The sequence below is a fragment of the Mycobacterium sp. NPDC004974 genome (genome assembly GCF_053600815.1).
Genome location: NZ_JBSGAQ010000001.1, coordinates 983,504 through 1,007,419 on the forward strand (window position 1 = coordinate 983,504; position 23,916 = coordinate 1,007,419).

Consider the following 23,916-nt stretch of genomic DNA (forward strand, 5'->3'; position numbering starts at 1 on the left):
GTATAGTCTAGCCATCATGACGCGCGTCTTCCTCCTTAGCCGCCGCGGCGGGGCCTGAATCGACCGGCCCCCTGCCGTGGGGCTGTGTTGCGCCGGTCGAAACTCAAACCCGACCGAAAGCGCCCTCATGACCACTTCTGCATTTCCCACCATCGAAACCCCAGCCGGAGACGTCCCCGCGAACGCACCGGACTGGAACCGGCAGCGCCACTCCCAGATGCCGTCGCACCGCTACGCTTCCGTCTACGACCGCGTCGAAGTCCCTCTGGTTCAACGAGATTGGCCCACGGCACGGATCCACGCCGCGCCGCTGTGGGTGCCGGTGGACCTGCGCGACGGCAACCAGGCGCTGGCCGAGCCGATGGACCCGGCCCGCAAGCGTCGTTTCTTCGAGCTGCTGGTGGCCATGGGCTACAAGGAGATCGAGGTCGGCTATCCATCGGCGTCGCAGACCGACTTCGATTTCGTCCGGCTGCTGGCGGAGTCCGACATCGCCCCGCCGGACGTCACCATTGTGGTGTTCGTGCCGGCACGCCGCGATCTCATCGAGCGGACCGTGGACTCGGTCCGCGGCATCGGCAACGACGTCGTGATCCACATGTACACCGCGACCGCACCCACCTGGCGCGACGTCGTGCTGGGCAAGGATCGCACCGAACTGCGGGACCTGATCCTGGCCGGTGCCCGTGACGTCCTCGAATTCACCGAAGGCATGCCCAACGTCCGGTTCGAATTCTCCCCGGAGGTGTTCAACCTCACCGAGCCGGATTTCGTTCTGGAGCTGTGCGACGCGGTGACCGAGCTGTGGCAGGCCACCCCGGATCGCCCAGTCATCCTGAACCTGCCGGCCACCGTCGAGATCGCCACCCCGAACGTATACGCCGACCAGATCGAGTACATGCACCGCAATGTGTCTCGTCGCGACAGCGTCATCCTGTCAGTGCATCCCCACAACGACCGGGGGACCGGCATCGCCTGCGCTGAGCTCGCGGTGCTGGCCGGTGCGCAGCGGGTGGAGGGGTGCGTGTTCGGCAACGGTGAACGCACCGGCAATGTCGACATCGCCACTTTGGCGCTGAATCTGCATGCCCAGGGCGTGGATCCGATGATCGACTTCTCCGACATCGACGAGATCGCGCGCACTGTCAGTCACTGCACGCGCATGCCGATTCACGAGCGTCACCCCTACGTCGGGGACATGGTGCACACGGCGTTCTCCGGAACACACCAGGATGCGATCAAGAAGGGCTTCGCCGAACATCGCCGGCGTGCCGCGGCAACTGGACAACCCGAGAGCGAAATCGATTGGCGTGTCCCATATCTGCCGATCGACCCGGCCGACATCGGCCGCACCTACGATGCGGTGATCCGGGTGAACTCGCAGTCCGGCAAGGGCGGCATCGCCTACCTGCTGACCACCGACTACGGGTTGGAGTTGCCGCGCCGGCTGCAGATCGACTTCGCCCGCCACGTCCAGGCCCACACCGATGAAAGCGGTGCCGAGGTCACCGCCGCCGAACTGTTCGACCTGTTCGAGGCCACGTACCTCGACCCGGCAGGGCCGGTGCAGCTCAAGGACTGGCACACCGGTGGGGACGGCGCCGCAGCGGTCACGGACCTCACCTTGGTGTTCGACGGGCGCACCGTGGCCAGCAGTCATCGCGGCATCGGCCCCGTGGACGCGCTGCGGGCCGCGCTCGAGGAGATCTGCCATCGAATCGAGGTGCTGAGCCTGACCCAGCAGTCGATCGGCAGTACCGCCGTCAGCTACCTCGAGTACCGGTCAGCCGGTCGTACCGGCTGGGCGTGCGGTCGCAGCGATTCGGTGCTGGCCGCGTCGATGGCGGCGGTGCTGCGGGCGGTCAACGCGCCTTGAGCAGCTCCAGCGCCTTGTCGGCATGGGTGTCCATGCTGATCTCGCTGGAGATCACCCCGAGCACGGAGCGATCGGTGTCGATGACGAATGTGGTCCGCTTGACCGGCATGAGCTTGCCGAGCAGGCCCCGTTTGACCCCGAATTGGGCGGCCACCTTGCCGTCGGCGTCCGACAGCAACGGGTAGTCGAAGTTCTGGATGTCGGCGAACTTCGCCTGCTTGGCGACCGGGTCGGTACTGATACCGACCCGGGTCGCCCCGGCAGAGGCGAACTCCGCTGCCAGATCCCGGAAGTGACAGGCCTCCTTGGTGCATCCCGGAGTCATCGCCGCCGGATAGAAGAACAGCACCACCGGGCCGTCGGCGAGCAAGGTCGTCAGGCTGCGAATCGTGCCGGTTTGATCCGGCAGTTCGAACTCGGGAACGGAGTCACCCGTCCTGATCTGTGTCATGGCTGGCTACGCTACGCCGTCTGCATGCCGGGACCGTGGCGCCGATCTGGGAGAATTGTTCCCGTGCAAACCACAGCCACCCACGTGCCGGGATCCTCGGGCGCCGGCTCATCGCTTGCGGTCACCACATCACGCGAGGATTTCCGGGCGCTGGCCGCCGAGCACCGGGTCGTCCCGGTGACCCGCAAGGTGCTGGCCGACAGCGAGACGCCGTTGTCGGCGTACCGCAAGCTCGCCGCCAACCGTCCGGGCACGTTCCTGCTGGAATCGGCCGAGAACGGTCGCTCCTGGTCGCGTTGGTCGTTCATCGGTGCCGGCGCTCCGTCGGCGCTGACGGTTCGCGGCAACGAGGCGGTGTGGCTCGGGACTGCCCCCAAGGATGCGCCCAGCGGCGGTGAGCCGTTGGCCGCATTGCGGGCCACCCTGGAACTGCTGCAGACCGAGGCGATGCCGGACCTGCCGCCGCTGTCGTCGGGGTTGGTGGGGTACTTCGCCTACGACATGGTGCGCCGGCTGGAACGGCTCCCGGAGCTGGCGGTCGACGATCTCGGCCTGCCGGACATGGTGCTGCTGCTGGCCACTGACATCGCGGCCGTCGACCATCACGAGGGCACCATCACCCTGATCGCCAACGCGGTGAACTGGAACGGTACGGACGAGCGCGTCGACGAGGCCTACGACGACGCGGTGGCTCGGCTGGATGTGATGACCGCCGCCCTGGGTCAGCCGCTGCCGTCGACGGTCGCCACGTTCAGCCGGCCGGTGCCCGAGCACCGCGCGCAGCGCACGGTGGAGGAATACACCGCGATCGTGGAGAAACTGGTCGGCGACATCGAGGCCGGCGAAGCCTTCCAGGTGGTGCCCTCGCAGCGGTTCGAGATGGATACCGCCGCTGACCCCATCGACGTGTACCGGATGTTGCGGGTGACCAATCCCAGTCCGTACATGTACCTGCTCAATGTCCCCGATGCCGATGGCGGGCTGGACTTCTCGGTCGTCGGCTCCAGCCCCGAGGCGCTGGTCACGGTGAAGGACGGCAGGGCCACCACCCACCCGATCGCCGGAACCCGGTGGCGCGGCAGCAGCGAGGAAGAAGACGTGCTGCTGGAAAAGGAACTGCTGGCCGACGAGAAGGAGCGCGCCGAGCACCTGATGCTGGTCGATCTGGGCCGCAACGATCTGGGGCGGGTGTGCCGCCCGGGCACGGTGCGGGTCGAGGACTACAGCCACATCGAGCGCTACAGCCATGTCATGCACCTGGTGTCCACGGTGACGGGCGAGCTGGCCGAGGGGAAGACCGCGCTGGACGCCGTGACGGCATGCTTCCCGGCCGGCACGCTGTCGGGGGCGCCCAAGGTGCGGGCCATGGAGTTGATCGAGGAGGTCGAGAAGACCCGGCGGGGCCTGTACGGCGGGGTGCTGGGGTATCTCGATTTCGCGGGCAACGCCGACTTCGCGATCGCCATCCGTACCGCTCTGATGCGCAACGGCACCGCTTATGTGCAGGCCGGCGGGGGAGTCGTGGCCGATTCCAACGGTCTCTACGAGTACAACGAGTCGGCAAACAAGGCGAAAGCCGTGCTCAACGCCATCGCGGCCGCCGACACATTGGCCGAGCCGTGACGCGGGCGGCGCAGGCGCTGTTCGTCGTCTCCGCGGTGGCGCTGTGGGTGGCATCGCGGATGACCTGGGTCCAGGTGAATTCGGCGGACGGGCTGGGCCAGCCCAAAACCACGACGCTGACGGGTGCGTCCTGGTCCACCGCATTGATCCCGCTGGCGTTGCTGGTGCTGGCCGCCGCAGTGGCCGCGCTGGCGGTGCACGGCTGGGCACTGCGGTTGCTGGCATTGCTGATCGCAGTGGCCAGTGCGGGCATGGGCTACCTGGCGATCAGCCTGTGGGTGATCAAGGATGTCGCTGTGCGGGCCGCTGACCTGGCAGAAGTGCCGCTCGCGCAGTTGACCGCGACCAGCCGTTCCTATGGGGGCGCCGTCCTGACCCTGGTCGCCGCGGTGTGTGCGCTGGTCGGTGCGGTGATGCTCATGCGCTCGGCCAACCGTACGAAGCGCGGCATTGCAGGGCGGTACGCGGCGCCGGCAGCGCGGCGTGAGGCGGTCAAGAGCGACGACAGTGGTGAGCCGATGTCCGAGCGGATGCTCTGGGATGCCCTGGACGAAGGACAGGATCCGACCGGCGACGGCGGCGATCCAGACAATAAGGGCCGGTGAATGGTGAAGGTGTGGCGACGGCTACCCTTCGAGGGAGGGCAACCGGGACCGGCCCGGAGGCACCAGAAAGGAACCGACGGGCGATGAGTTCGGCCACAGTGCTCGACTCCATTATCGAGGGAGTCCGCGCCGACGTAGCCGCCCGCGAAGCCGTTATCAGCCTGGCTGATATCAAGGCGCGGGCCCAGGATGCACCTCCGCCGCTCAACGTGATGGCTGCGTTGCGGGAACCGGGAATTGCCGTGATCGCCGAGGTGAAGCGTGCGAGCCCGTCCCGGGGCGAGTTGGCCAACATCGCCGACCCGGCGCAGTTGGCGCAGGCTTACGAGGCCGGCGGTGCGCGGATTATCAGCGTGCTCACCGAGCAGCGCAGGTTCAACGGCTCACTCGCCGACCTGGACGCGGTGCGTGCTGCGGTGTCAATCCCGGTGCTGCGCAAGGACTTTATTGTCAAGCCGTACCAGATCCATGAGGCTCGGGCGCATGGCGCCGACCTGTTGCTGCTGATCGTGGCGGCTCTCGAGCAGCCGGTTCTGGAATCGCTGTTGGAGCGCACGGAATCGCTCGGGATGACGGCACTCGTGGAGGTGCACACCGAAGAAGAGGCCGACCGGGCGTTGCAGGCCGGGGCCAAGCTGATCGGTGTCAACGCCCGCGACCTCAAGACGCTGGAAGTCGACCGCGACTGCTTCGCCCGGATCGCGCCGGGGTTGCCCAGCAATGTCATCCGTGTCGCGGAGTCCGGCATTCGTGGAACCGCTGACCTGCTGGCGTACGCCGGCGCGGGTGCCGATGCCGTGCTGGTCGGTGAGGGCTTGGTGACCAGCGGGGATCCCCGCAGCGCGGTCGCCGATCTGGTCACCGCCGGTACGCACCCGTCCTGCCCGAAACCGGCTCGCTGAACCAGGCAATGAGCCGCTTGCACGAAAAGACACTTTGATGGCGGATCTCGCGGGGCCCGAATTGCCCCGTACCAGCGCAGGCGTTGCCGAACCCACCGTTCACGATCCTGACGTACTGGGGCATTTCGGCTCGTACGGGGGCCGGTTGGTTCCCGAGGCACTGATGGCGGTGATCGAAGAGGTCACCGCGGCCTATGAGAAGGCCCGTGGTGACCAAGCCTTCCTCGACGAACTCGACCGGTTGCAGCGGCACTACAGCGGTCGGCCGTCGCCGCTGTACGAGGCCACCCGGCTGGCCGAGCATGCCGGTGGCGCACGCATCTTCCTCAAACGAGAAGACCTGAACCACACCGGTTCTCACAAGATCAACAATGTTCTGGGGCAGGCGCTGCTGGCGCGCCAGATGGGCAAGACGCGCGTCATCGCCGAGACCGGGGCCGGCCAGCACGGCGTGGCCACCGCCACCGCGTGTGCGCTGCTCGGTCTGGAATGTGTCGTGTACATGGGCGCGGTGGATACCGCCCGCCAGGCCCTCAACGTCGCGCGGATGCGCCTCCTCGGCGCCACCGTGGTGTCGGTCGAGGCCGGATCCAAAACCCTCAAGGACGCGATCAACGAGGCGTTCCGGGACTGGGTCACCAACGCCGACAACACTTATTACTGCTTCGGGACGGCGGCGGGCCCGCATCCGTTCCCGCTGATGGTGCGTGATTTCCAGCGGGTCATCGGGTTGGAGGCCCGGGCGCAGATCCTCGACCAGGCCGGCCGCCTCCCCGACGCGGTGACCGCGTGCGTCGGTGGCGGCTCGAACGCCATCGGGATCTTCCACGCCTTCATCGACGACCCGGCGGTGCGCCTGATCGGTTTCGAAGCCGCGGGCGACGGGGTGGAAACCGGTCGGCACGCTGCGACGTTCACCGGTGGTTCGCCAGGTGCATTCCAGGGGTCGTTCTCCTACCTGCTGCAGGACGAGGACGGTCAGACGATCGAATCGCATAGCATCTCGGCCGGTTTGGACTACCCGGGTGTCGGGCCCGAGCATGCCTTCCTCAAAGACAGCGGTCGTGCCGAGTACCGGCCGGTCACCGACACCGAAGCGATGGACGCGTTCTCGCTGCTGTGCCGCCAGGAGGGCATCATCCCGGCGATCGAATCGGCACACGCGGTTGCCGGTGCGCTCAAGCTCGGACCTGAACTGGGCAGCGGAGCGATCATCGTGGTGAACTTGTCCGGGCGCGGTGACAAGGACGTCGAGACGGCGGCCAAGTGGTTCGGACTGCTCGATGAGGGGAGCGCGGGATGAGCCGGCTGGCGGAGTTGTTCGACGGCTGCCGCGCCGAGGGTCGCGCCGCACTCATCGGCTATCTGCCGACCGGGTTCCCCGATGTGCAGGCATCCATCGCCGCGATGACGGCGATGGTCGAATCCGGTTGCGATCTGGTGGAAGTCGGCGTGCCCTACTCGGACCCCGGGATGGACGGACCGACGATCGCCGCAGCCACCGAGGCCGCACTGGCCGGCGGTGTACGGGTGCGCGACACCCTGGCGGCAGTCGAGGCGATCAGCAACGCCGGCGGCCGCGCCGTGGTGATGACCTACTGGAATCCGGTGCTGCGCAAGGGCGTTGACACGTTTGCCCGCGACCTGGCTTCCGCCGGTGGCTACGGTCTGATCACCCCTGACCTGATCCCCGAAGAAGCCGTCGACTGGATCGCCGCATCTGAGGAACACAATCTGGACCGGATCTTCCTGGTCGCCCCGTCCTCGACGCCGGAGCGGCTCGCGGCCACGGTGAACGCCTCGCGCGGCTTTGTCTACGCCGCGTCGACGATGGGCGTCACCGGGGCGCGTGATGTCGTCTCGAACGCGGCGCCGGAGTTGGTGCGTCGCGTGAAGGAAGTGTCCGACATTCCCGTCGGGGTGGGGTTGGGCGTGCGCTCGGGAGCTCAGGCCGCCGAGATCGGCGCCTACGCCGACGGCGTCATCGTCGGGTCGGCATTGGTGTCGGCCCTGCAGGAGGGGCTGGATTCATTGCGGCGCCTCACCGAAGAACTGGCCAACGGCGTTAGGCAGAGGATTTCAGCTTGACCACTACCGTGCTCGCGTATTTGCCCAGCCCGTCACAGGGCGTCTGGCATCTGGGGCCGGTGCCGATCCGCGCTTACGCGCTCTGCATCATCGTGGGCATCATCGCCGCGCTGATGATCGGCGACCGGCGTTGGCAGGCGCGGGGCGGGCAAGCCGGCGTCATCTATGACATCGCCTTGTGGGCAGTGCCTTTCGGTCTCGTCGGTGGTCGGCTGTACCACGTCATGACGGACTGGACCACGTATTTCGGACCCACCGGCAAGGGACTCGGTGCCGCATTCCAGGTGTGGCAGGGCGGCCTGGGAATCTGGGGCGCCGTCGCACTGGGTGGCGTCGGAGCCTGGATCGGGTGCCGTTCGCACGGGATACCGCTGCCGGCCTTCGGCGACGCGATCGCGCCCGGGATCATCCTGGCCCAGGCCATCGGCCGGCTCGGAAACTATTTCAACCAGGAGCTGTACGGCGGCGATACCACGCTGCCGTGGGGCCTGGAGATCTACAAGCGGGTGAATTCCCTCGGCGAGGCGGACTATCTCAACGGAGTGTCCACCGGCGAGGTGGAGCGGGTCGTACATCCCACATTCCTGTACGAGTTGCTGTGGAACCTATTGATTTTCGCGCTGCTGATCTGGGCCGACCGCAAGTTCAAACTCGGCCACGGCCGGCTGTTCGCGCTCTATGTGGCCGGCTACTGTGCGGGCCGGTTCCTGGTCGAATTGATGCGCTCTGATCCGGCAACCGAGTTCGCCGGTATTCGCGTCAACACGTTTACCTCGACCTTCGTGTTCATCGGCGCCGTCGTCTACATCATGCTGGCGACCAAGGGCCGAGAAGACCCGGCGACCTTGGCGGGCAAGAGCGACGAGGACGAGTCGACGGCCGACGAGCTCGGCAAGGAGCTTGTCGCCGCAGCGGCGACCTCCGGTGTTGTTGCGGCCGCCGCGGTGGCCGGACAAGACGACGACGAGGATGCCGACCACATGCATCCCGACGAGGTCGGCGCCAGCGAGGACGACGGAGCAGAAGCTGCCGCGGCAATCGAACTGAAGGCGATCGCTACCGAGCCGGACGACGGGTCCGAGGAAACCGAAGGCGAGGCCGAAGCCGAATCCGAGGAAGCCGGCGAGGCTGAGGACGCTGAGTCTGTCGAGTCGGCGGAGACCGACGAGGAAGCTGAAGCAGAAACGGGCGAGGAGCCCGAGGATGCCGAAGCCGAAGCTGACGTCACTGAAGAGGCCGTAGAAGAGTCTGAGCCTGAGTCGGAGGTGGAGGCCGAAGCCGACGCCGATGAGGAAGCTGAGTCTGTCGAGTCGGTGGAGGCCGGTGAAGCAGTCGAGGCTGAAGCACTGGTAGCGGATGACGCCGAAGCCGAGGCCGAGGCCGACGAGGAAGCTGAAGCAGAAGTGGGCGAGGAGCCCGAGGATGCTGAAGCCGAAGCTGACGTCACTGAAGAGGCCGTAGAAGAGGCTGAGCCCGAGGCGGAGACCGAATCCGACAACGAGTCGATCGAGGCTGAAACGGCGGACGAGGCAGACAGTGGTGACGATGCCGAGTCTGTCGAGTCGGTGGAGGCCGGTGAAGCAGTCGAGGCTGAAGCACTGGAAGCGGATGACTCCGAGGCCGAGGCCGAGGCCGAAATCGAGGCCGATGAGGAAGCCGAAGCAGAAGTGGTCGAGGAGTCCGAGTCGGCTACCGACGACGAGTCCGAGGAAGCCGAAGGCGAGGCTGCCGCAGATTCCGAGGAAGCTGCCGACGAGGTCGCCGCTGAGGAATCCGCCGATGAGCCCGAAGGTGTTGAAGCCGAGTCCGACGTCACGGAAGAGGCCCTGGACGAGGTTGAGGCCCCGGTCGAGGCTGAAACGGCGGATGACGCCGACGGCGGTGACGAAGCTGTTGAGTCCTCGACCGCCGATGAGCCCGAGCCGGATGAGGCCGCGGTAGACGAGAATCAAGCCGAACCCGAAGCCGAAGAGAGCGACAAGGCGGCGGATGCCGACGAGGAGGCCGAGCCTGCTGAGCAGGTCGACGTCGAGCCCGAAACCGATGATGTGGCCGCTGAATCCGCGGCAGACGAGGCTGAGGTCGAGTCCGAATCCGAGGATGACACTGAGTCTGACGCCGACGAGTCTGACGCCGACGAGTCTGACGCCGACGAGGCTGATGATGACGAGGCGGCAGGCGACACCGAGACCGAAACACCGGCTGTTTCCGAGCAGTCCGAGCCGGCCCCGCAAGGCGGCCGGGTGCGGCGCTGGTTCCGGCGTAGCCGGTAACCACCCGCGCTCTGGCATCCTGTCTGTATGACTGGTCCGTCGCAGTCCCCAGACCCGCTGAACGGCCCGCAGCCGGCCGGCTTTCCGCCGCCTGCGGGGTATCCGCCGCCACCCCCCGGCTACCCGCAGTATCCGTCGCCGTACGGGGATCCCAGCGCGCCGTTCGGTCGTCATCCGATCACCGGCGAACCGTTCTCGGACAAGTCCAAGGTGATCGCCGGTCTGCTGCAGTTGGTCGGGCTGTTCGGCTTGGTCGGAATTGGACGTATCTACCTCGGTCAGACCGGCCTGGGCATCGCTCAGTTGATCGTGGGCTTGGTCACCTGCGGCCTCGGCGCCATCATCTGGGGGATCGTCGATGCCGTCCTGATCCTCACCGACAAGGTCCGCGACCCGTATGGACGTCCGCTGCGCGATGGAACCTAGCGGGCCTACCAGCACGAAGGCTTGGCGGTATTCGCTGCTGGCCGGGGGAGGACTCGGGGCCGGCGCCCTCGCCTACATCGGTGTGGCCGATCCGCACCGGCCGGGGTTTTTGTTCCCGGGCTGCCCGTTCAAGGCTCTGACCGGGTGGAACTGCCCGGCCTGCGGCGGCCTGCGGATGACTCACGACCTGCTGCACGGTGACGTGGGCGCAGCTGTCGTCGACAACGTATTCGCCCTGGTCGGCCTTCCCGCGCTGGTTGTGTGGCTGCTGGTGCGGTGGCGGCTGGGCAAGACGCTGTTCCCGCTGCCGGCGGTGGTGACGATCGTGGCGGCACTGGTGGTCTGGACGGTGGTGCGGAACCTGCCGGGCTTCCCGCTGGTCCCGACGTTGACCGCTCAGTAGTGGCCCACCTGCGCTGATACACTGAAAATTCGGGCCGGTGCAGTCCCGGGACCAGGATGTTCCGGACTTGCGGAGGTGCGATCAAGTGCTGTTCTCGGCATTGCCAGAAGCGCAGGGGCTGTATGACCCCGCCAATGAGGCCGATTCCTGCGGCGTCGCCATGATCACCGATATTCGCGGCCGCCGTTCCCACGGCATCGTCACTGACGGTCTGACCGCGCTCGAACACCTCGAACACCGCGGCGCTGCCGGGGCCGAACCCAACAGCGGTGACGGTGCCGGCATCCTGCTGCAACTGCCGGTCGAACTGCTGCGTGAGGTGGTCGACTTCGCCCTTCCCGGGCCGGCCGACGACGGCAGCAACACCTTCGCCGCCGGCATCTGTTTCCTGCCGCAGGATGAGGACGCGCGCAGTGCCGCTCGCGCCCGCATCGAGGCATTGGCCGCCGAGGAAAGCCTTGAGGTGCTGGGCTGGCGCGCGGTGCCGGTGGATCCGGACGGGGCCGGGATCGGCTCGACTGCGCTGGGGTGTATGCCTCACATGGCGCAGCTGTTCGTCGCGACACCGGGGGCCGAGGGCGTCCGGGTGGGCGGAATCGAGCTCGACCGCAGGGTCTACCCGCTGCGCAAGCGGGCCGAGCAGGGCACCGGTGCTGACGCGGTGTACTTCGCGTCGCTGTCCAGCCGGACCATCGTGTACAAGGGCATGCTGACGACAATGCAGCTGCCGCAGTACTTTCCGGACCTGCGCGACGAGCGCTGCAAGAGTGCGATCGCGATCGTGCACAGCCGCTTCTCCACGAATACCTTCCCGTCCTGGCCGCTGGCACATCCGTTTCGGTTCGTCGCCCACAACGGCGAGATCAACACCGTGCGCGGCAACCGCAACCGCATGCACGCGCGTGAGGCGCTTCTCGCCAGCGCCCGGATTCCCGGTGACCTGGGCCGGTTGTCCCCGATCTGCACGCCGGGCGCTTCGGACTCGGCGTCCTTCGACGAGGTGCTCGAGCTTTTGCATCTGGGCGGGCGCAGTCTGCCGCACGCAGTGCTGATGATGATCCCGGAGGCGTGGGAGAACGCCACCACCATGGATGCCGCGGAGCGGGCGTTCTGGAAGTTCCACGCCTCTCTCATGGAGCCGTGGGACGGGCCGGCCTGCGTCACCTTCACCGACGGCACCGTGGTCGGAGCGGTGTTGGACCGCAACGGTTTACGGCCGGGCCGCTGGTGGCGCACGGTCGATGACCGGGTCATCTTGGCCAGCGAAAGTGGTGTGCTCGACGTGCCGTCGGGCCAGATCGTGGCCAAGGGCCGCCTGCAGCCCGGCAAGATGTTCCTGGTCGACACGGCCGCCGGACGTATCGTTCCCGATGACGAGATCAAGGAGCAGTTGGCCGCGGCCGAACCGTACGGTGAGTGGCTGCATGCCGGTCTGCTGGATCTCAACACATTGCCCGCGCGGCCCCGGTTCCAGCCGAATCACGAGTCGGTGGTCCGGCGGCAGATCGCCTTCGGGTACACCGAAGAGGAATTGCGCATCCTGCTGACGCCCATGGCGGCGTCGGGCGGTGAGCCGCTCGGTTCCATGGGGACCGATACTCCCGTCGCGGTGCTGTCGAAGCGTTCACGGCTGCTCTATGACTACTTCGTCGAGCTGTTCGCCCAGGTGACCAACCCTCCGCTGGACGCCATCCGTGAGGAGGTGGTCACCTCGATGGCCCGGGTGATGGGGCCCGAGGAGAACCTGCTGGAGCCCTCGGCCGCCTCGTGCCGCCAGATCGTGCTGCGCCGGCCGGTTCTCGACAACGATGAGCTGGGCAAGATCGTCCGTATCAACGACGATGGCGAGCATCCGGGTCTGCGCACTACGGTGCTGCGCTCCCTCTATGACGTCGAACGCGGTGGGGAAGGACTTGCCGAGGCGCTCGATGACCTCCAGATGAGGGCCACCGAGGCGATTGCCAAAGGTGCTCGCACACTCGTGATCTCAGATCGGGATTCCGATCACACCAGAGCTCCGATCCCGTCGCTGCTGGCCGTATCGGCGGTGCACCACCACTTGGTACGCACCAAAGAACGGACCAAGGTGGCGCTCGTGGTGGAAAGTGGCGATGCCCGCGAGGTCCATCACATCGCGATGCTCATCGGGTTCGGTGCGGCCGCGGTCAACCCCTATCTCGCGTTCGAGTCGATCGAGGATCTGATCCGCGAAGGCGAGCTGACCGGCATCGAAACTGCCGAGGCGGTGCGCAATTACGTCAAGGCCCTGGGCAAGGGCGTGGTCAAGGTGATGAGCAAGATGGGTATCTCGACGGTCGCGTCCTACACCGCTGCGCAGGTGTTCGAGGCGATCGGGCTGAGTCGCGACGTCGTCGACGAGTACTTCACGGGTACCACCAGCCAGCTCGGCGGCGTCGGGCTGGATGTGCTGGCCGAGGAGGTCAAGCTCCGGCACCGGCGCGCCTATCCGGAGAACCCCACCGAGCGGGTGCACCGTCGTCTCGAGGTCGGCGGTGAGTACGCGTTCCGCCGGGAGGGCGAGCTGCACCTGTTCACCCCGGAAGTGGTCTTCCTGCTGCAGCATTCGACCCGCACCGGGCGCCGCGACATCTTCGCCCGGTATTCCGAGGAGGTCGACCGGCTGTCCCGGGAAGGGGGGACGCTGCGCGGCCTCTTCGAGTTCAAGAAGGGGTTGCGGCCCCCGGTCCCGTTGGAAGAGGTCGAGCCGGTCGAGTCGATCGTGACCAGGTTCAACACCGGGGCGATGAGCTACGGCTCCATCTCGGCGGAGGCCCACGAGACCATGGCGATCGCCATGAACAATCTGGGTGGGCGGTCCAACAGCGGCGAAGGCGGAGAGGATGTCGACCGGCTCTACGATCCGCGCCGGCGCAGCGCCGTCAAACAGGTTGCCTCCGGCCGCTTCGGCGTCACCAGCGACTATCTGGTGAACGCCACCGACATCCAGATCAAGATGGCCCAGGGCGCCAAACCCGGTGAGGGCGGGCAGCTTCCGGGTTACAAGGTGTACCCCAGCATTGCCAAGACGCGACATGCCACGCCGGGTGTGGGGCTGATCTCGCCACCTCCGCACCATGACATCTATTCGATCGAGGATCTCGCCCAACTCATCCACGATCTGAAGAACGCCAACGACGACGCCCGGATCCACGTGAAGCTGGTCAGCAGCGTCGGGGTCGGTACGGTCGCGGCCGGGGTATCCAAGGCGCACGCCGATGTGGTGTTGATCTCCGGGTACGACGGCGGCACCGGTGCGGCACCGTTGACCTCGCTCAAGCACGCGGGGGCGCCTTGGGAGATCGGCTTGGCCGACACCCAGCAGACGTTGGTGCTCAACGGTTTGCGCGACCGCATCACTGTGCAGTGCGACGGCGGTATGCGTAGCGCCCGCGATGTGATCGTGGCTGCGCTGCTCGGCGCCGAGGAGTTCGGTTTCGCCACGGCACCGCTGGTGGTTGCGGGCTGCATCATGATGCGGGTGTGTCACCTGGATACCTGCCCGGTCGGTGTGGCCACGCAGAACCCCGAGTTGCGGGCGCGGTTCAACGGCAAGCCCGAGTTCGTGGAGAACTTCTTCACGTTCATCGCCGAGGACATCCGTCGCTACCTCGCCGAACTGGGATTCCGGAGCATCGACGAGGCGGTCGGGCACGCCGAGGTGCTCGACACAGATCCCGGTGTGGCGCACTGGAAGAGTCGCGGGCTGGACCTCAGCCCGATCTTCGCGTTGCCGACCGATGCCGATGGCGGCGTGCTCACTCAGCGGCGGCGGGTGCGCGCGCAGGACCACGGACTCGACCAGGCTCTCGACCGGACCCTGATCCAACTCGCCGAGGGGGCGTTGGAAGATGCCCTCCCGGTTCGTCTGGAGCTTCCCGTCCGCAACGTGAACCGCACGGTGGGCACCCTGCTGGGGGCGGAGGTCACCCGCCGCTACGGCGCGGCGGGCCTGCCCGACAACACCATCCACGTCACCCTGACCGGGTCGGCCGGGCAGTCCGTCGGCGCCTTCCTGCCGCCCGGCATCACCCTGGACCTCATCGGCGATGCCAACGACTATGTGGGCAAGGGACTTTCCGGTGGCCGGGTGATCGTTCGGCCGCCCGACGACGTGCTTTTCCTGCCTGAGGACAACGTCATCGCGGGCAACACCCTGCTCTACGGCGCTACCTCGGGTGAGGTGTTTTTGCGAGGCCGGGCCGGTGAGCGGTTCTGCGCCCGCAATTCCGGGGCGCTGGCGGTCGTCGAGGGAGTGGGCGACCACGCGTGCGAGTACATGACGGGTGGCCGGGTGGTGATCCTGGGCAAGACCGGCCGCAACATGGCCGCCGGTATGTCGGGCGGCATCGCGTTCGTGCTCGGCCTGCACCCGGCCAGGGTCAACACCGAGATGGTCGAGTTGCAGCGACTGGAAGCCGAGGACCTGACCTGGCTGCACGATGTGGTGTCCCGCCATGCTCGTCACACCGGAAGCACGCTGGCCAGCTCGATACTGGACGACTGGCCAAGGCGCAGTGCCCAATTCACCAAAATAATGCCCACCGACTACGAGCGTGTGCTGCAGGCGACCCGGATGGCGAAGGCCGAGGGTCGCGATGTGGACAGTGCGATCATGGAGGCCAGCCGTGGCTGATCCGACCGGATTTCTTCGGGTACCCAAGATCGAGGCCGCCAAGCGGCCCGTCGAGGAACGGGTGGGGGACTGGCGCGAGGTGTACGAGCGCGAGGATCCCAACGAACGCGCGGGCGAGGTGTCGCAACAGGCGCGTCGCTGCATGGATTGCGGGATCCCGTTCTGTCACTCGGGTAAGGCAGGCTGTCCGCTGGGCAACCTGATCCCGGAATGGAACGACCTGGTGCGGCGCGGCCGTTGGGATGCGGCCAGTGATCGTCTGCACGCCACCAACAACTTCCCGGAGTTCACCGGGCGGCTGTGCCCGGCGCCATGCGAAGCGGCCTGCGTGCTGTCGATCTCCGAGGAGCAGACCGGCGGCAGCGTGACGATCAAACGGATCGAGCAGACGATCGCCGACCATGCCTGGATGAACGGCACCGTCGAACCCCAGCCGGCCGCGATCTCGACCGGCAAGAGCGTCGCGGTCGTCGGCTCCGGCCCGGCGGGTTTGGCTGCCGCACAACAACTCACCCGCGCCGGTCACGAGGTGACCGTCTACGAACGCGACGACCGGGTGGGTGGGCTGCTGCGCTACGGCATCCCCGAGTACAAGCTCGAGAAGTCGGTGCTCAATCAGCGCCTGGCTCAGATGCGCGCCGAGGGCACCCGATTCGTCACCGAATGCGAGGTCGGTGTCGACCTGACCATCGAGCAGTTGCACCAGCGCCATCAGGCGGTGGTGCTGGCGGTCGGTGCGCTGCGCGGCCGCGACAACGACGTGCCCGGTCGTGAACTCGATGGCGTTCATCTGGCGATGGAGCATCTGGTGCCGGCCAATCGGGAATGTGAGGGTGACTCATCGACCCCGATCTCGGCGGCGGGCAGGCACGTGGTGATCATCGGTGGTGGTGACACCGGCGCCGACTGCCTGGGTACCGCGCACCGTCAGGGGGCCGCCTCGGTGACTCAGCTCGACTACAACGTCGAGCCGCCCGAGACCCGTGACGACGACCTCTCGCCGTGGCCGACATGGCCATTGGTGCTGCGGACCTCGCCGGCGCATGCCGAAGGCGGCGCACGCCGCTTCGAGGTGGCCGTGCAGAGGTTCATCGGGGACGACACCGGTCATGTCCGGGCCATCGAGATCGCCGAGGTTCGGGTCACCCGGGATGCCGAGGGACGGCGTGAGATCACGCCGGTGGGCGATTCGTTGCAGATTCCGTGCGATCTGGCGCTGCTGGCGATCGGGTTCGAGGGTGTCGAGCACATGGCCTTGCTCGATGGGTTGAACCTGAAACTGACCCGGCGCGGCACCGTGTCCTGTGGTTCGGACTGGCAGACCGACGCCCCCGGGGTGTTCGTTTGCGGCGACGCGCACCGGGGTGCCTCGCTGGTGGTGTGGGCGATCGCCGAGGGCCGCAGCGCGGCGCATGCGGTGGACGCCTACCTGATGGGCGAGTCGGATCTGCCGTCGCCGGTGCGGCCCGGGACGCTCCCGCTGAGCGTCGTCTGAATCGATCAACTAGACTGACATGACGTGAGCAGACGCGGAAAGATCGTTTGTACGCTTGGCCCGGCTACCAGCACGGATGAGTCCGTACGGGCCTTGGTCGAGGCGGGTATGGATGTCGCCCGGCTGAACTTCAGCCACGGCGACTACGCCGACCATGAGGCTGCCTACAAGCGGGTACGGGCGGCATCGGATGCCACCGGCCACGCGGTGGGTGTGCTCGGTGACCTGCAGGGGCCCAAGATCCGTCTGGGCCGCTTCGCCGAGGGACCGACCTACTGGGCGACCGGCGAATCGGTGCGGATCACCGTCGATGACTGTGAGGGGACCCACGACCGGGTGTCGACCACCTACAAGCGGTTGGCCGAGGATGCCCGACCCGGGGATCGGGTACTCGTCGACGACGGCAACGTCGGTCTGACGGTCGAGGAGATCTCCGGCAACGACGTGGTGTGCACGGTCACCGAGGGCGGTCCGGTCAGCAACAACAAGGGCATGTCGCTGCCCGGCATGAACGTGACGGCGCCGGCGCTGTCCGAAAAGGACATCGAAGATCTCGAGTTCGCGCTGCGGCTCGGCGTGGATCTGGTCGCGCTGTCGTTCGTCCGGTCACCCGCCGACGTCGAGTTGGTCCATGAGGTGATGGACCGCGTCGGTCGACGGGTCCCGGTGATCGCCAAGCTGGAGAAGCCCGAGGCGGTCGAGAACCTCGAGGCCATCGTGCTGGCGTTCGACGCCATCATGGTGGCGCGCGGTGACCTCGGCGTTGAACTGCCGCTGGAAGAAGTGCCGCTCGTGCAGAAGCGTGCCATCCAGATGGCAAGGGAGAACGCCAAACCCGTCATCGTCGCCACCCAGATGCTGGAGTCGATGATCGACAGTTCCCGGCCCACCCGGGCCGAGGCCTCAGACGTCGCCAACGCCGTGCTCGACGGTGCCGACGCCGTGATGCTCTCCGGCGAGACCTCGGTCGGCAAGTATCCGCTGGAGGCCGTCAAGACGATGGCCCGCATCATCAAGGCGGTCGAGGACAACTCGGTGAAGGTGCCGCCGCTGACCCACACTCCGCGCACCAAGCGCGGTGTGATCTCGTATGCGGCCCGCGACATCGGCGAGCGGCTGGACGCCAAGGCCCTGGTCGCCTTCACCCAGTCCGGGGACACGGTGCGCCGCCTGGCCCGGCTACACACCCCGCTGCCGGTGCTCGCGTTCACAGCCCTGCCCGAGGTGCGCAGCCAGCTGGCGCTGACCTGGGGCACCGAGACGTTCATCGTGCCGCAGATGTCGAACACCGACGACATGATCCGCCAGGTCGACAAATCGCTGCTTGATCTCGGCCGCTACAAGCGCGGTGAGCTGGTGGTCATCGTCGCGGGCGCTCCGCCCGGCACAGTAGGCTCCACGAATCTGATCCATGTGCACCGCATCGGGGAGGACGACGTCTAGCGAGCGGTCGTCTGCCAAAGAGCGCCTGCAAAGATCTCGAAAGGCATTCCTTGACACACCCGGATTTCGAGGAGCTGCTGGCTGTTCTCGATCTCAACCGCGTCGGCGACGATCTGTTCATCGGTTCGCATCCGAGTAAGAACCCGGTGCGTACTTTCGGTGGGCAGATGGTCGCGCAGGCGTTCGTCGCCGGCGGCCGCACATTGGAGCACAAGCTGGCGCCGAGTGCGTTGAATGCGCATTTCATCGCCGGTGGCGATCCGGAGAAGGACCTGGAGTTCCACGTCGTGCGACTGCGCGACGAGCGCCGGTTCGCCAACCGCCGGGTGGATGTCATGCAGGACGGCAACCTGCTGACCACCGTGATGCTGTCCTACATGAACGCCGGCCCCGGGCTGGAGCACAGCGTGCCCGCGCCCGAGGTTCCGCATCCGGACACGTTGCCCAAGATCGATGAACTGCTACGTGGTTACGAAAAGACGGTGCCGTTGTTCGTGGAGGCGTTGCGCCCGATCGAATGGCGGTACACCAACGATCCGTCCTGGGTGATGCGGGACAAGGGCGGCAAGCTCGACCACAACCGGGTGTGGCTCAAAACCGAGGGCGTGATGCCCGACGATCCGGTGCTGCACGGTGCGGCCCTGGTGTACTCCTCGGATACCACCGTGCTCGATTCGATCATCACCACGCACGGGTTGTCCTGGGGTTTCGACCGGATCTTCGCGGTGACGATGAACCATTCGGTGTGGTTTCACCGGCCGATCAAGTTCGACGAGTGGGTGCTGTACTCCACCACTTCGCCGGTCGCGGCCGAATCCCGGGGGTTGGGCACGGGGCACTTTTTCGACGCGTCGGGTCAGTTGTTGGCGACGGTGGTGCAAGAAGGCATCGTCAAGTACTTCCCCGGTGCGGCCAAGCCGTGAGCCCGGTCAGCGGGTAGGGGTCGGCGTCACGCCGAACGAATCCTCGACCCGGCGCTCGAACTCCTTCTCGCACCGCTGCTGGGCCGCGGTGTCGTCGCCGGCCTGTTGCAGGCAGTGCATGTAGTCGGGGCCGCCGACGTCATTGAACCACCGTGCGCCGAAGTGCACCCAGATCGCGACGAACACCAGGGACAACACGCAGGCGATGGCGCCGAGCGTGATTCCGGCGACGGCGACGCCGCCGTTGGTGGCCTCGCCGCGTCGGTAGCGCCCGTGGGCGAGGAATCCGAGGATCAGCGCGGTGGCGCCGAATATCAGCCCGCCGATCACCGACCAGGTCAACAGGAGGGCGAAGATCGCGATCACGAGTGCTGCGATGCCCAGACCGTTGGCGGGGGAACGCGGTACGACGGGTTGAATCGGGTACCCGCCGTACGGTGGCGGGGCCGGTGGATAGGCCCCGGGGTATGTCCCCGGAGCCGGTGCGTAGGGGTACGCCGGTGGCAGGGGAGGTCCGGCCGTCTGCGGCTCGTCAGACCCGGGCGGGTTGGGGCGCTCGTCGGTCATGTCTGTGAGGCTACCCGCCGATGGCGGTGCCGGGTTGCGGGCAACGGATGACGGGGCAGTCGAGTGCGTCCGGCAGATGGTGGGTGGCCACGACGACGGCCCGCTCGGCGGCGAACCAATCACCGGGAGTGAGGATTTCGGTGAGGATTCGCCTGCCGTCGGCGGCGTCGAGGTTCTCGGTGGGCTCATCGAGCAGGACGACCGAGAAGTCTGACAGCAGCACCCTGGCCAGCAGCAGCCGGCGTCGCTGCCCGGCCGACACCGCTGTGTGGCCGCCTTCGAGTACGGTCGACAAACCCTCGGGCAGGCCGGACAGCCAACCGGTGAGGCCGACACGCTCGATCGCGGAGATCAGTTCAGCATCGGTGGCGTCCCCGCGGACCACCAGTAGATTGTCCCGCACCGTGGTCTCGAAGATATGCGCGTCCTCGGCGAAAAATGCTGCACGCCTGGATTTTCCGTTGAGCTTGCCGGCCATCGCCATCAGCAGCGTGGTCTTGCCCGAACCGCTGGGGCCGACTACGGCGAGCCGGCCCCCGGCGGGCAGATCGACCGGGGGAGCCGCGGGCCGCCGGCGGGCCGCAGGGTCGCTCTCGGTGAGTTCGCGGAGACGCCGAGCGGCGATGCGGGCCTTGGTGAGCCCGACGGCAGCGTCGGGAAGGGCCGTGGTGGCCTCGAAGGCCGACAACGGCAACAACATCAGGATGGCCAGGGTGGTCGGCGCGGTCGTGGGAGCCAGTGCGATGCCTGCGACGACGGCACCCAGGACGCTGGCGCCGATGGCGATGCTGGGCATGGCGGCGGCGAACGCCGCAGGGGCCGCGGCGCGGTCGGCGGCTTGTCCCCAGTCACGATGGCTGCGTTCCGCAGTGGCGATCACCTCGTCGAGACGGCCGCTGACCCGCAACTCCGGGGCGTACTCCAGTGCCAGCATGGTCGCGGAGTCGCGGTCACTACGGTGTCGGACCGCAACGGATTCCGCGGCAGCCACGGCACGCGCCGTCAGCGCCGGGGCCACCGCTCCGGCGATCAGCAGGCACAATCCCAATACCGCTGCGGCGCTTGGTGAGATGAGTGCGATGACGCCGACAGATACGCAGCCGAGCACCGCGGCGACCACGATCGGCAGCACCGAGCGCACCACCACGTCGGCCAGTTCATCGACGGAGCTGCCGACCCGGGCCACCAATTCGCCACTGGGCAGGCGCGTCGCGTCGTCGTCCGGTCCTGTGGCGAGCTTGCGGTACAGGCCGGTACGGGCATTGGCCGCCGCCCGCAGCGCCGTGTCGTGGGAGGCCAGCCGCTGGCAGTAGCCGAGGACCCCGCGCGAGATGCCCAGCGCACGTACCGCAACCACGGCCACCGACAGGTCCAGGATCGGGGGCATCTGCCAGGCGCGGGTGATCAACCATGCCGAGACACCCGCCAGCGCCAGCGCGCTGCCCAGTGACAACACACCGAGAACGCTGGCCAGAATCAGCCGGCTCAACCGGGGCCGTAGCAGCTCCAGTGTCAGCTGCAGCAGTGGATCACGGCGAAACATGTACGGCACCAATCGTGATCACCTGATCGCCAATGGCCAGTACCGGATCGCGGTGCCCGACCACCACCACTGTGGCGCCCGCCCGGGCTCGCGCGACGACGGCCTGGAGCACCCGCTGCTCCAACGCGGCGTCCAGGTGAGCGGTGGGTTCGTCGAGCAGCAGCACCCGCGCGGACGATCCGAGGGCACGGGTGAGCCCCAGCCGTTGTCGTTGGCCCAGGGACAAGCCGACGCCGGTACGACCGATCCGGGTGTCCAGACCGTCGGGAAGATCATCGAGAACGTCGTCGAATCCGGTGTCGCGGCAGGCTCGGTCCAGGTCGTCCAGTGGTCCCAGCAACTCCAGGTTCTCGCGGACGGTGCCGGGGATGAGAACCGGGCGGTGCGGAAGCCAGGCGATGGTGTGCCACCACGCAGTCAGATCCAGGTCGTCGACATCTATCCCGTCGATCCGCACCGGTCCTGATGGCAGTGTGGTCAATCCGAGAATGGCTTGCAGTGCAGTGGATTTACCGGCGCCGTTGGGTCCCGTCAGCACGGTGACCCGGCCTGGTTCGACAGCTGGGGACAGACCGTCCAACTCGATTGTCGGTGCGGAATTCGGTACCCGGACGCCACCCGTGGCCGGCGCCTGATTCGCACATAACCGAAAAGCCTGTTCTGCAGCCGTTTTCCCGTCTTGCGCGGCATGAAAGGCCGCGCCTACCCGGCGCAGCGGCCAGAACACCTCGGGGGCGAGCAACAGGACCGTCAACCCGGCGGTCAGGGTCATCTCGCCGTAGACCAGCCGCAGGCCGACACTGACCGCCACCAGCGCCACGCCCAGGGTGGCCAGAAGCTCCAGCACCAACGAGGACAGGAATGCGATCCGTAGCGTTGCCATCGCCGAGCGGCGATGCGCGGCAGCCAGTTCGGTGATCCGCTGCACCGATCCGGCGGCTCGACCGACCGCTCGCAGTGTCGGGATGCCCGCCACCAGATCGAGCAGACGGGCCTGCAGTGTGGTCATCGCGGCCAGCGATGCCGCCGACCGCTCGGCGGTGAGCAGACCGATCAGCACCATGAACACCGGGATCAGGGGGAGTGCGATCACCACGATCGCTGCGGCCTGCAGGTCGTAGCAGGCGATCACCACCACCGCCACCGGGGTCAGGACCGCGGCCTGCACCACCGCCGGCAGATAACCGGTGAAGTAGGGGCGCAGCCCGTCCAGGCCCCGGGTTACCACTGCCGCGGCGGCATCGCGGTCCGTCGCCAATCGCCTTGGCGGCAAGGAGGTCACCGAGCGCAGCACCTGGCTGGACAACTCTCCGATGATCGCAGTGGCGCCGCGCTGTGAGAGTCGGCCTTGGAGCCAGTGTGCGGCCGCGCGCAGAACCCAGAGCACAGCCAGCGTGACGAGGGCTGCACCGTGGTGGGTCGCCGAGGCCGGTTCGGTGATGATGCCGGCGACGACGTGTGCCAGCACGACGGCTGCGGCAATGGTGCTGGCGCTGATGGTTACGCCGCAGGCCACTGTCGCCAGGAGGTGGCGCCGCAGTGCCGCCGTTGACCCGGTGGCGCCGCGGACGCCGAGTGCGCGCCAGAGGTTCAGGCCGACCGCCGCGACAATCCGACCGGAGCCGGTATCCGATCGGCCGAAATCCGCTGCCTGAACACCCAATAGGTCCAGGCCTGGTAGATCACGACGAGCGGTGCGAACACCAGGCCCGCCCACGTCATGATCTTGAGTGTGTAGGGCGAGGACGATGCGTTGTGGATCGTCAGGCTCCAGTCCGGGTTCAACGACGAGGGCACCAGGTTCGGGAACAACGAACCGAACAGCAGAAGTACCACTGCCGCAACCACAATGGTGGTGCAGACGAAGGCCCAGCCCTCGCCGCTGCCGCGGTAGACCAGGGCGACCGCCGCCAACTGTGCGACCACGGCGGCGGCGAGCAGGAACCAGGTCCAGCCCTTGCCGTGGGCCAGTTGGGTCCAGATGCTGAATCCGGCAACCAGGACGGTGGCCGGAATGGCCAGCCGCGTGGCGAACTGGAAGGCGTCGGTGCGGACCTGGCCGCTGGTCTTCAAGGCCATGAACACCGCGCCGTGGAACGCGAACAGGGCACCGGTCGCCAGCCCGCCGAGCAACGTGTAGACGTTGATGATGTCACCGAACGACAGGTGCATCTGGTGGTCGGCATCGACCGGGAGGCCGCGCACGATGCCGGCGAAGGCGACACCCCACAGGATCGCCGGCCCCCAGGAACCGATCGCGATGGCGAGATCAGCCCACCGTCGCCACCCGGGATCATCGATCTTGCCGCGCCATTCGATCGCCACGACGCGCACGATCATGGCGAACAGGATGGCCAGCAGCGGTATGTACAGCCCGGAGAAGATCGTGGCGTACATCTCCGGGAAGGCGGCGAACATCGCCCCGCCCGCGGTGATCAACCAGACTTCGTTGCCATCCCACACCGGGCCGATGGTGTTGAGCGCGGCTCGACGATACGGCTCGGGGTCTTCGCCCCGGCCCGCGGCGGTCCGCCCGAAGAATGCCATCAGCATGCCGACGCCGAAGTCGAATCCCTCGAGGATGAAGAATCCCAGGAACAAGACGGTCAGCAGGATGAACCAGAGTTCTTGTAATCCCATCGAT

General features: G+C 67.1%; 18 protein-coding genes. 13 read left to right on the forward strand and 5 right to left on the reverse strand.

Annotated features, from left to right (window positions below; genetic code table 11):
• Positions 1-127: 127 nt before the first annotated feature.
• Entirely contained in the window at positions 128-1,876 is a 1,749-nt protein-coding gene (locus tag ACWEFV_RS04730; protein ID WP_450069214.1) for a 2-isopropylmalate synthase, read from the forward strand.
• On the opposite strand, the gene ACWEFV_RS04735 is transcribed toward ACWEFV_RS04730, so the two are convergent.
• Positions 1,863-2,318, reverse strand: a complete 456-nt coding sequence (locus tag ACWEFV_RS04735) for a peroxiredoxin (protein WP_167858120.1) — start codon at positions 2,316-2,318, stop codon at positions 1,863-1,865. The genes ACWEFV_RS04730 and ACWEFV_RS04735 overlap by 14 nt on opposite strands.
• Positions 2,319-2,390: 72 nt before the next feature.
• On the opposite strand from ACWEFV_RS04735, the gene ACWEFV_RS04740 reads away from it, so the two are divergent.
• The 12 genes from ACWEFV_RS04740 to ACWEFV_RS04795 all read left to right on the forward strand — a co-directional run bounded on the left by ACWEFV_RS04740 (position 2,391) and on the right by ACWEFV_RS04795 (position 19,162).
• On the forward strand, positions 2,391-3,950 hold the full coding sequence (locus ACWEFV_RS04740) for an anthranilate synthase component I (protein WP_135454498.1): 1,560 nt from the start codon (positions 2,391-2,393) through the stop codon (positions 3,948-3,950).
• Positions 3,947-4,555 carry a TIGR02234 family membrane protein gene (locus ACWEFV_RS04745; RefSeq protein WP_135454500.1) on the forward strand — a complete coding sequence of 203 codons (609 nt, stop codon included), beginning with the start codon at positions 3,947-3,949 and terminating at the stop codon, positions 4,553-4,555. The genes ACWEFV_RS04740 and ACWEFV_RS04745 overlap by 4 nt, the downstream gene beginning before the upstream one ends.
• Positions 4,556-4,638: 83 nt before the next feature.
• On the forward strand, positions 4,639-5,457 hold the full coding sequence (trpC, locus tag ACWEFV_RS04750; protein ID WP_135454502.1) for an indole-3-glycerol phosphate synthase TrpC: 819 nt from the start codon (positions 4,639-4,641) through the stop codon (positions 5,455-5,457).
• A 37-nt stretch (positions 5,458-5,494) separates the two neighbouring features.
• Positions 5,495-6,760 (forward strand): tryptophan synthase subunit beta, encoded by a 1,266-nt coding sequence (gene trpB / locus ACWEFV_RS04755; RefSeq protein ID WP_135454504.1) that lies wholly within the window; start codon positions 5,495-5,497, stop codon positions 6,758-6,760.
• The gene (trpA, locus tag ACWEFV_RS04760) at positions 6,757-7,545 is read left to right on the forward strand and encodes a tryptophan synthase subunit alpha (protein WP_135454507.1); all 789 of its coding nucleotides are present in this window, start codon (positions 6,757-6,759) and stop codon (positions 7,543-7,545) included. Before trpB ends, trpA begins: the two co-directional genes overlap by 4 nt.
• Positions 7,542-9,818, forward strand: a complete 2,277-nt coding sequence (gene lgt / locus ACWEFV_RS04765; RefSeq protein WP_450069215.1) for a prolipoprotein diacylglyceryl transferase — start codon at positions 7,542-7,544, stop codon at positions 9,816-9,818. The genes trpA and lgt overlap by 4 nt, the downstream gene beginning before the upstream one ends.
• 27 nt (positions 9,819-9,845) lie before the next feature.
• Positions 9,846-10,244 carry a TM2 domain-containing protein gene (locus ACWEFV_RS04770; RefSeq protein WP_450069216.1) on the forward strand — a complete coding sequence of 133 codons (399 nt, stop codon included), beginning with the start codon at positions 9,846-9,848 and terminating at the stop codon, positions 10,242-10,244.
• The gene (locus tag ACWEFV_RS04775) at positions 10,234-10,647 is read left to right on the forward strand and encodes a DUF2752 domain-containing protein (RefSeq protein ID WP_450069274.1); all 414 of its coding nucleotides are present in this window, start codon (positions 10,234-10,236) and stop codon (positions 10,645-10,647) included. Before ACWEFV_RS04770 ends, ACWEFV_RS04775 begins: the two co-directional genes overlap by 11 nt.
• Positions 10,648-10,732: 85 nt before the next feature.
• Positions 10,733-15,301, forward strand: coding sequence for a glutamate synthase large subunit (gene gltB, locus ACWEFV_RS04780; protein ID WP_450069217.1), 4,569 nt, complete (start codon positions 10,733-10,735; stop codon positions 15,299-15,301).
• On the forward strand, positions 15,294-16,796 hold the full coding sequence (locus ACWEFV_RS04785; RefSeq protein ID WP_450069218.1) for a glutamate synthase subunit beta: 1,503 nt from the start codon (positions 15,294-15,296) through the stop codon (positions 16,794-16,796). Before gltB ends, ACWEFV_RS04785 begins: the two co-directional genes overlap by 8 nt.
• Before the next feature lie 24 nt (positions 16,797-16,820).
• The gene (gene pyk, locus ACWEFV_RS04790; protein ID WP_450069219.1) at positions 16,821-18,239 is read left to right on the forward strand and encodes a pyruvate kinase; all 1,419 of its coding nucleotides are present in this window, start codon (positions 16,821-16,823) and stop codon (positions 18,237-18,239) included.
• A 50-nt stretch (positions 18,240-18,289) separates the two neighbouring features.
• Positions 18,290-19,162: an acyl-CoA thioesterase domain-containing protein gene (locus ACWEFV_RS04795; RefSeq protein ID WP_450069220.1), complete on the forward strand. Its 873-nt coding sequence runs from the start codon at positions 18,290-18,292 to the stop codon at positions 19,160-19,162.
• Between the two features lie 6 nt (positions 19,163-19,168).
• On the opposite strand, the gene ACWEFV_RS04800 is transcribed toward ACWEFV_RS04795, so the two are convergent.
• Genes ACWEFV_RS04800 through cydB form a run of 4 tightly spaced genes read right to left on the reverse strand, consistent with a single transcriptional unit; the run spans position 19,169 to position 23,912 of the window.
• The gene (locus ACWEFV_RS04800; RefSeq protein ID WP_450069221.1) at positions 19,169-19,729 is read right to left on the reverse strand and encodes a DUF4190 domain-containing protein; all 561 of its coding nucleotides are present in this window, start codon (positions 19,727-19,729) and stop codon (positions 19,169-19,171) included.
• Between the two features lie 10 nt (positions 19,730-19,739).
• Positions 19,740-21,272, reverse strand: a complete 1,533-nt coding sequence (locus tag ACWEFV_RS04805) for an ATP-binding cassette domain-containing protein (RefSeq protein WP_450069222.1) — start codon at positions 21,270-21,272, stop codon at positions 19,740-19,742.
• Positions 21,259-22,866 carry a thiol reductant ABC exporter subunit CydD gene (gene cydD, locus ACWEFV_RS04810; protein WP_450069275.1) on the reverse strand — a complete coding sequence of 536 codons (1,608 nt, stop codon included), beginning with the start codon at positions 22,864-22,866 and terminating at the stop codon, positions 21,259-21,261. Before cydD ends, ACWEFV_RS04805 begins: the two co-directional genes overlap by 14 nt.
• Entirely contained in the window at positions 22,863-23,912 is a 1,050-nt protein-coding gene (gene cydB / locus ACWEFV_RS04815; protein ID WP_450069223.1) for a cytochrome d ubiquinol oxidase subunit II, read from the reverse strand. The genes cydD and cydB overlap by 4 nt, the downstream gene beginning before the upstream one ends.
• Positions 23,913-23,916 lie beyond the last annotated feature (4 nt).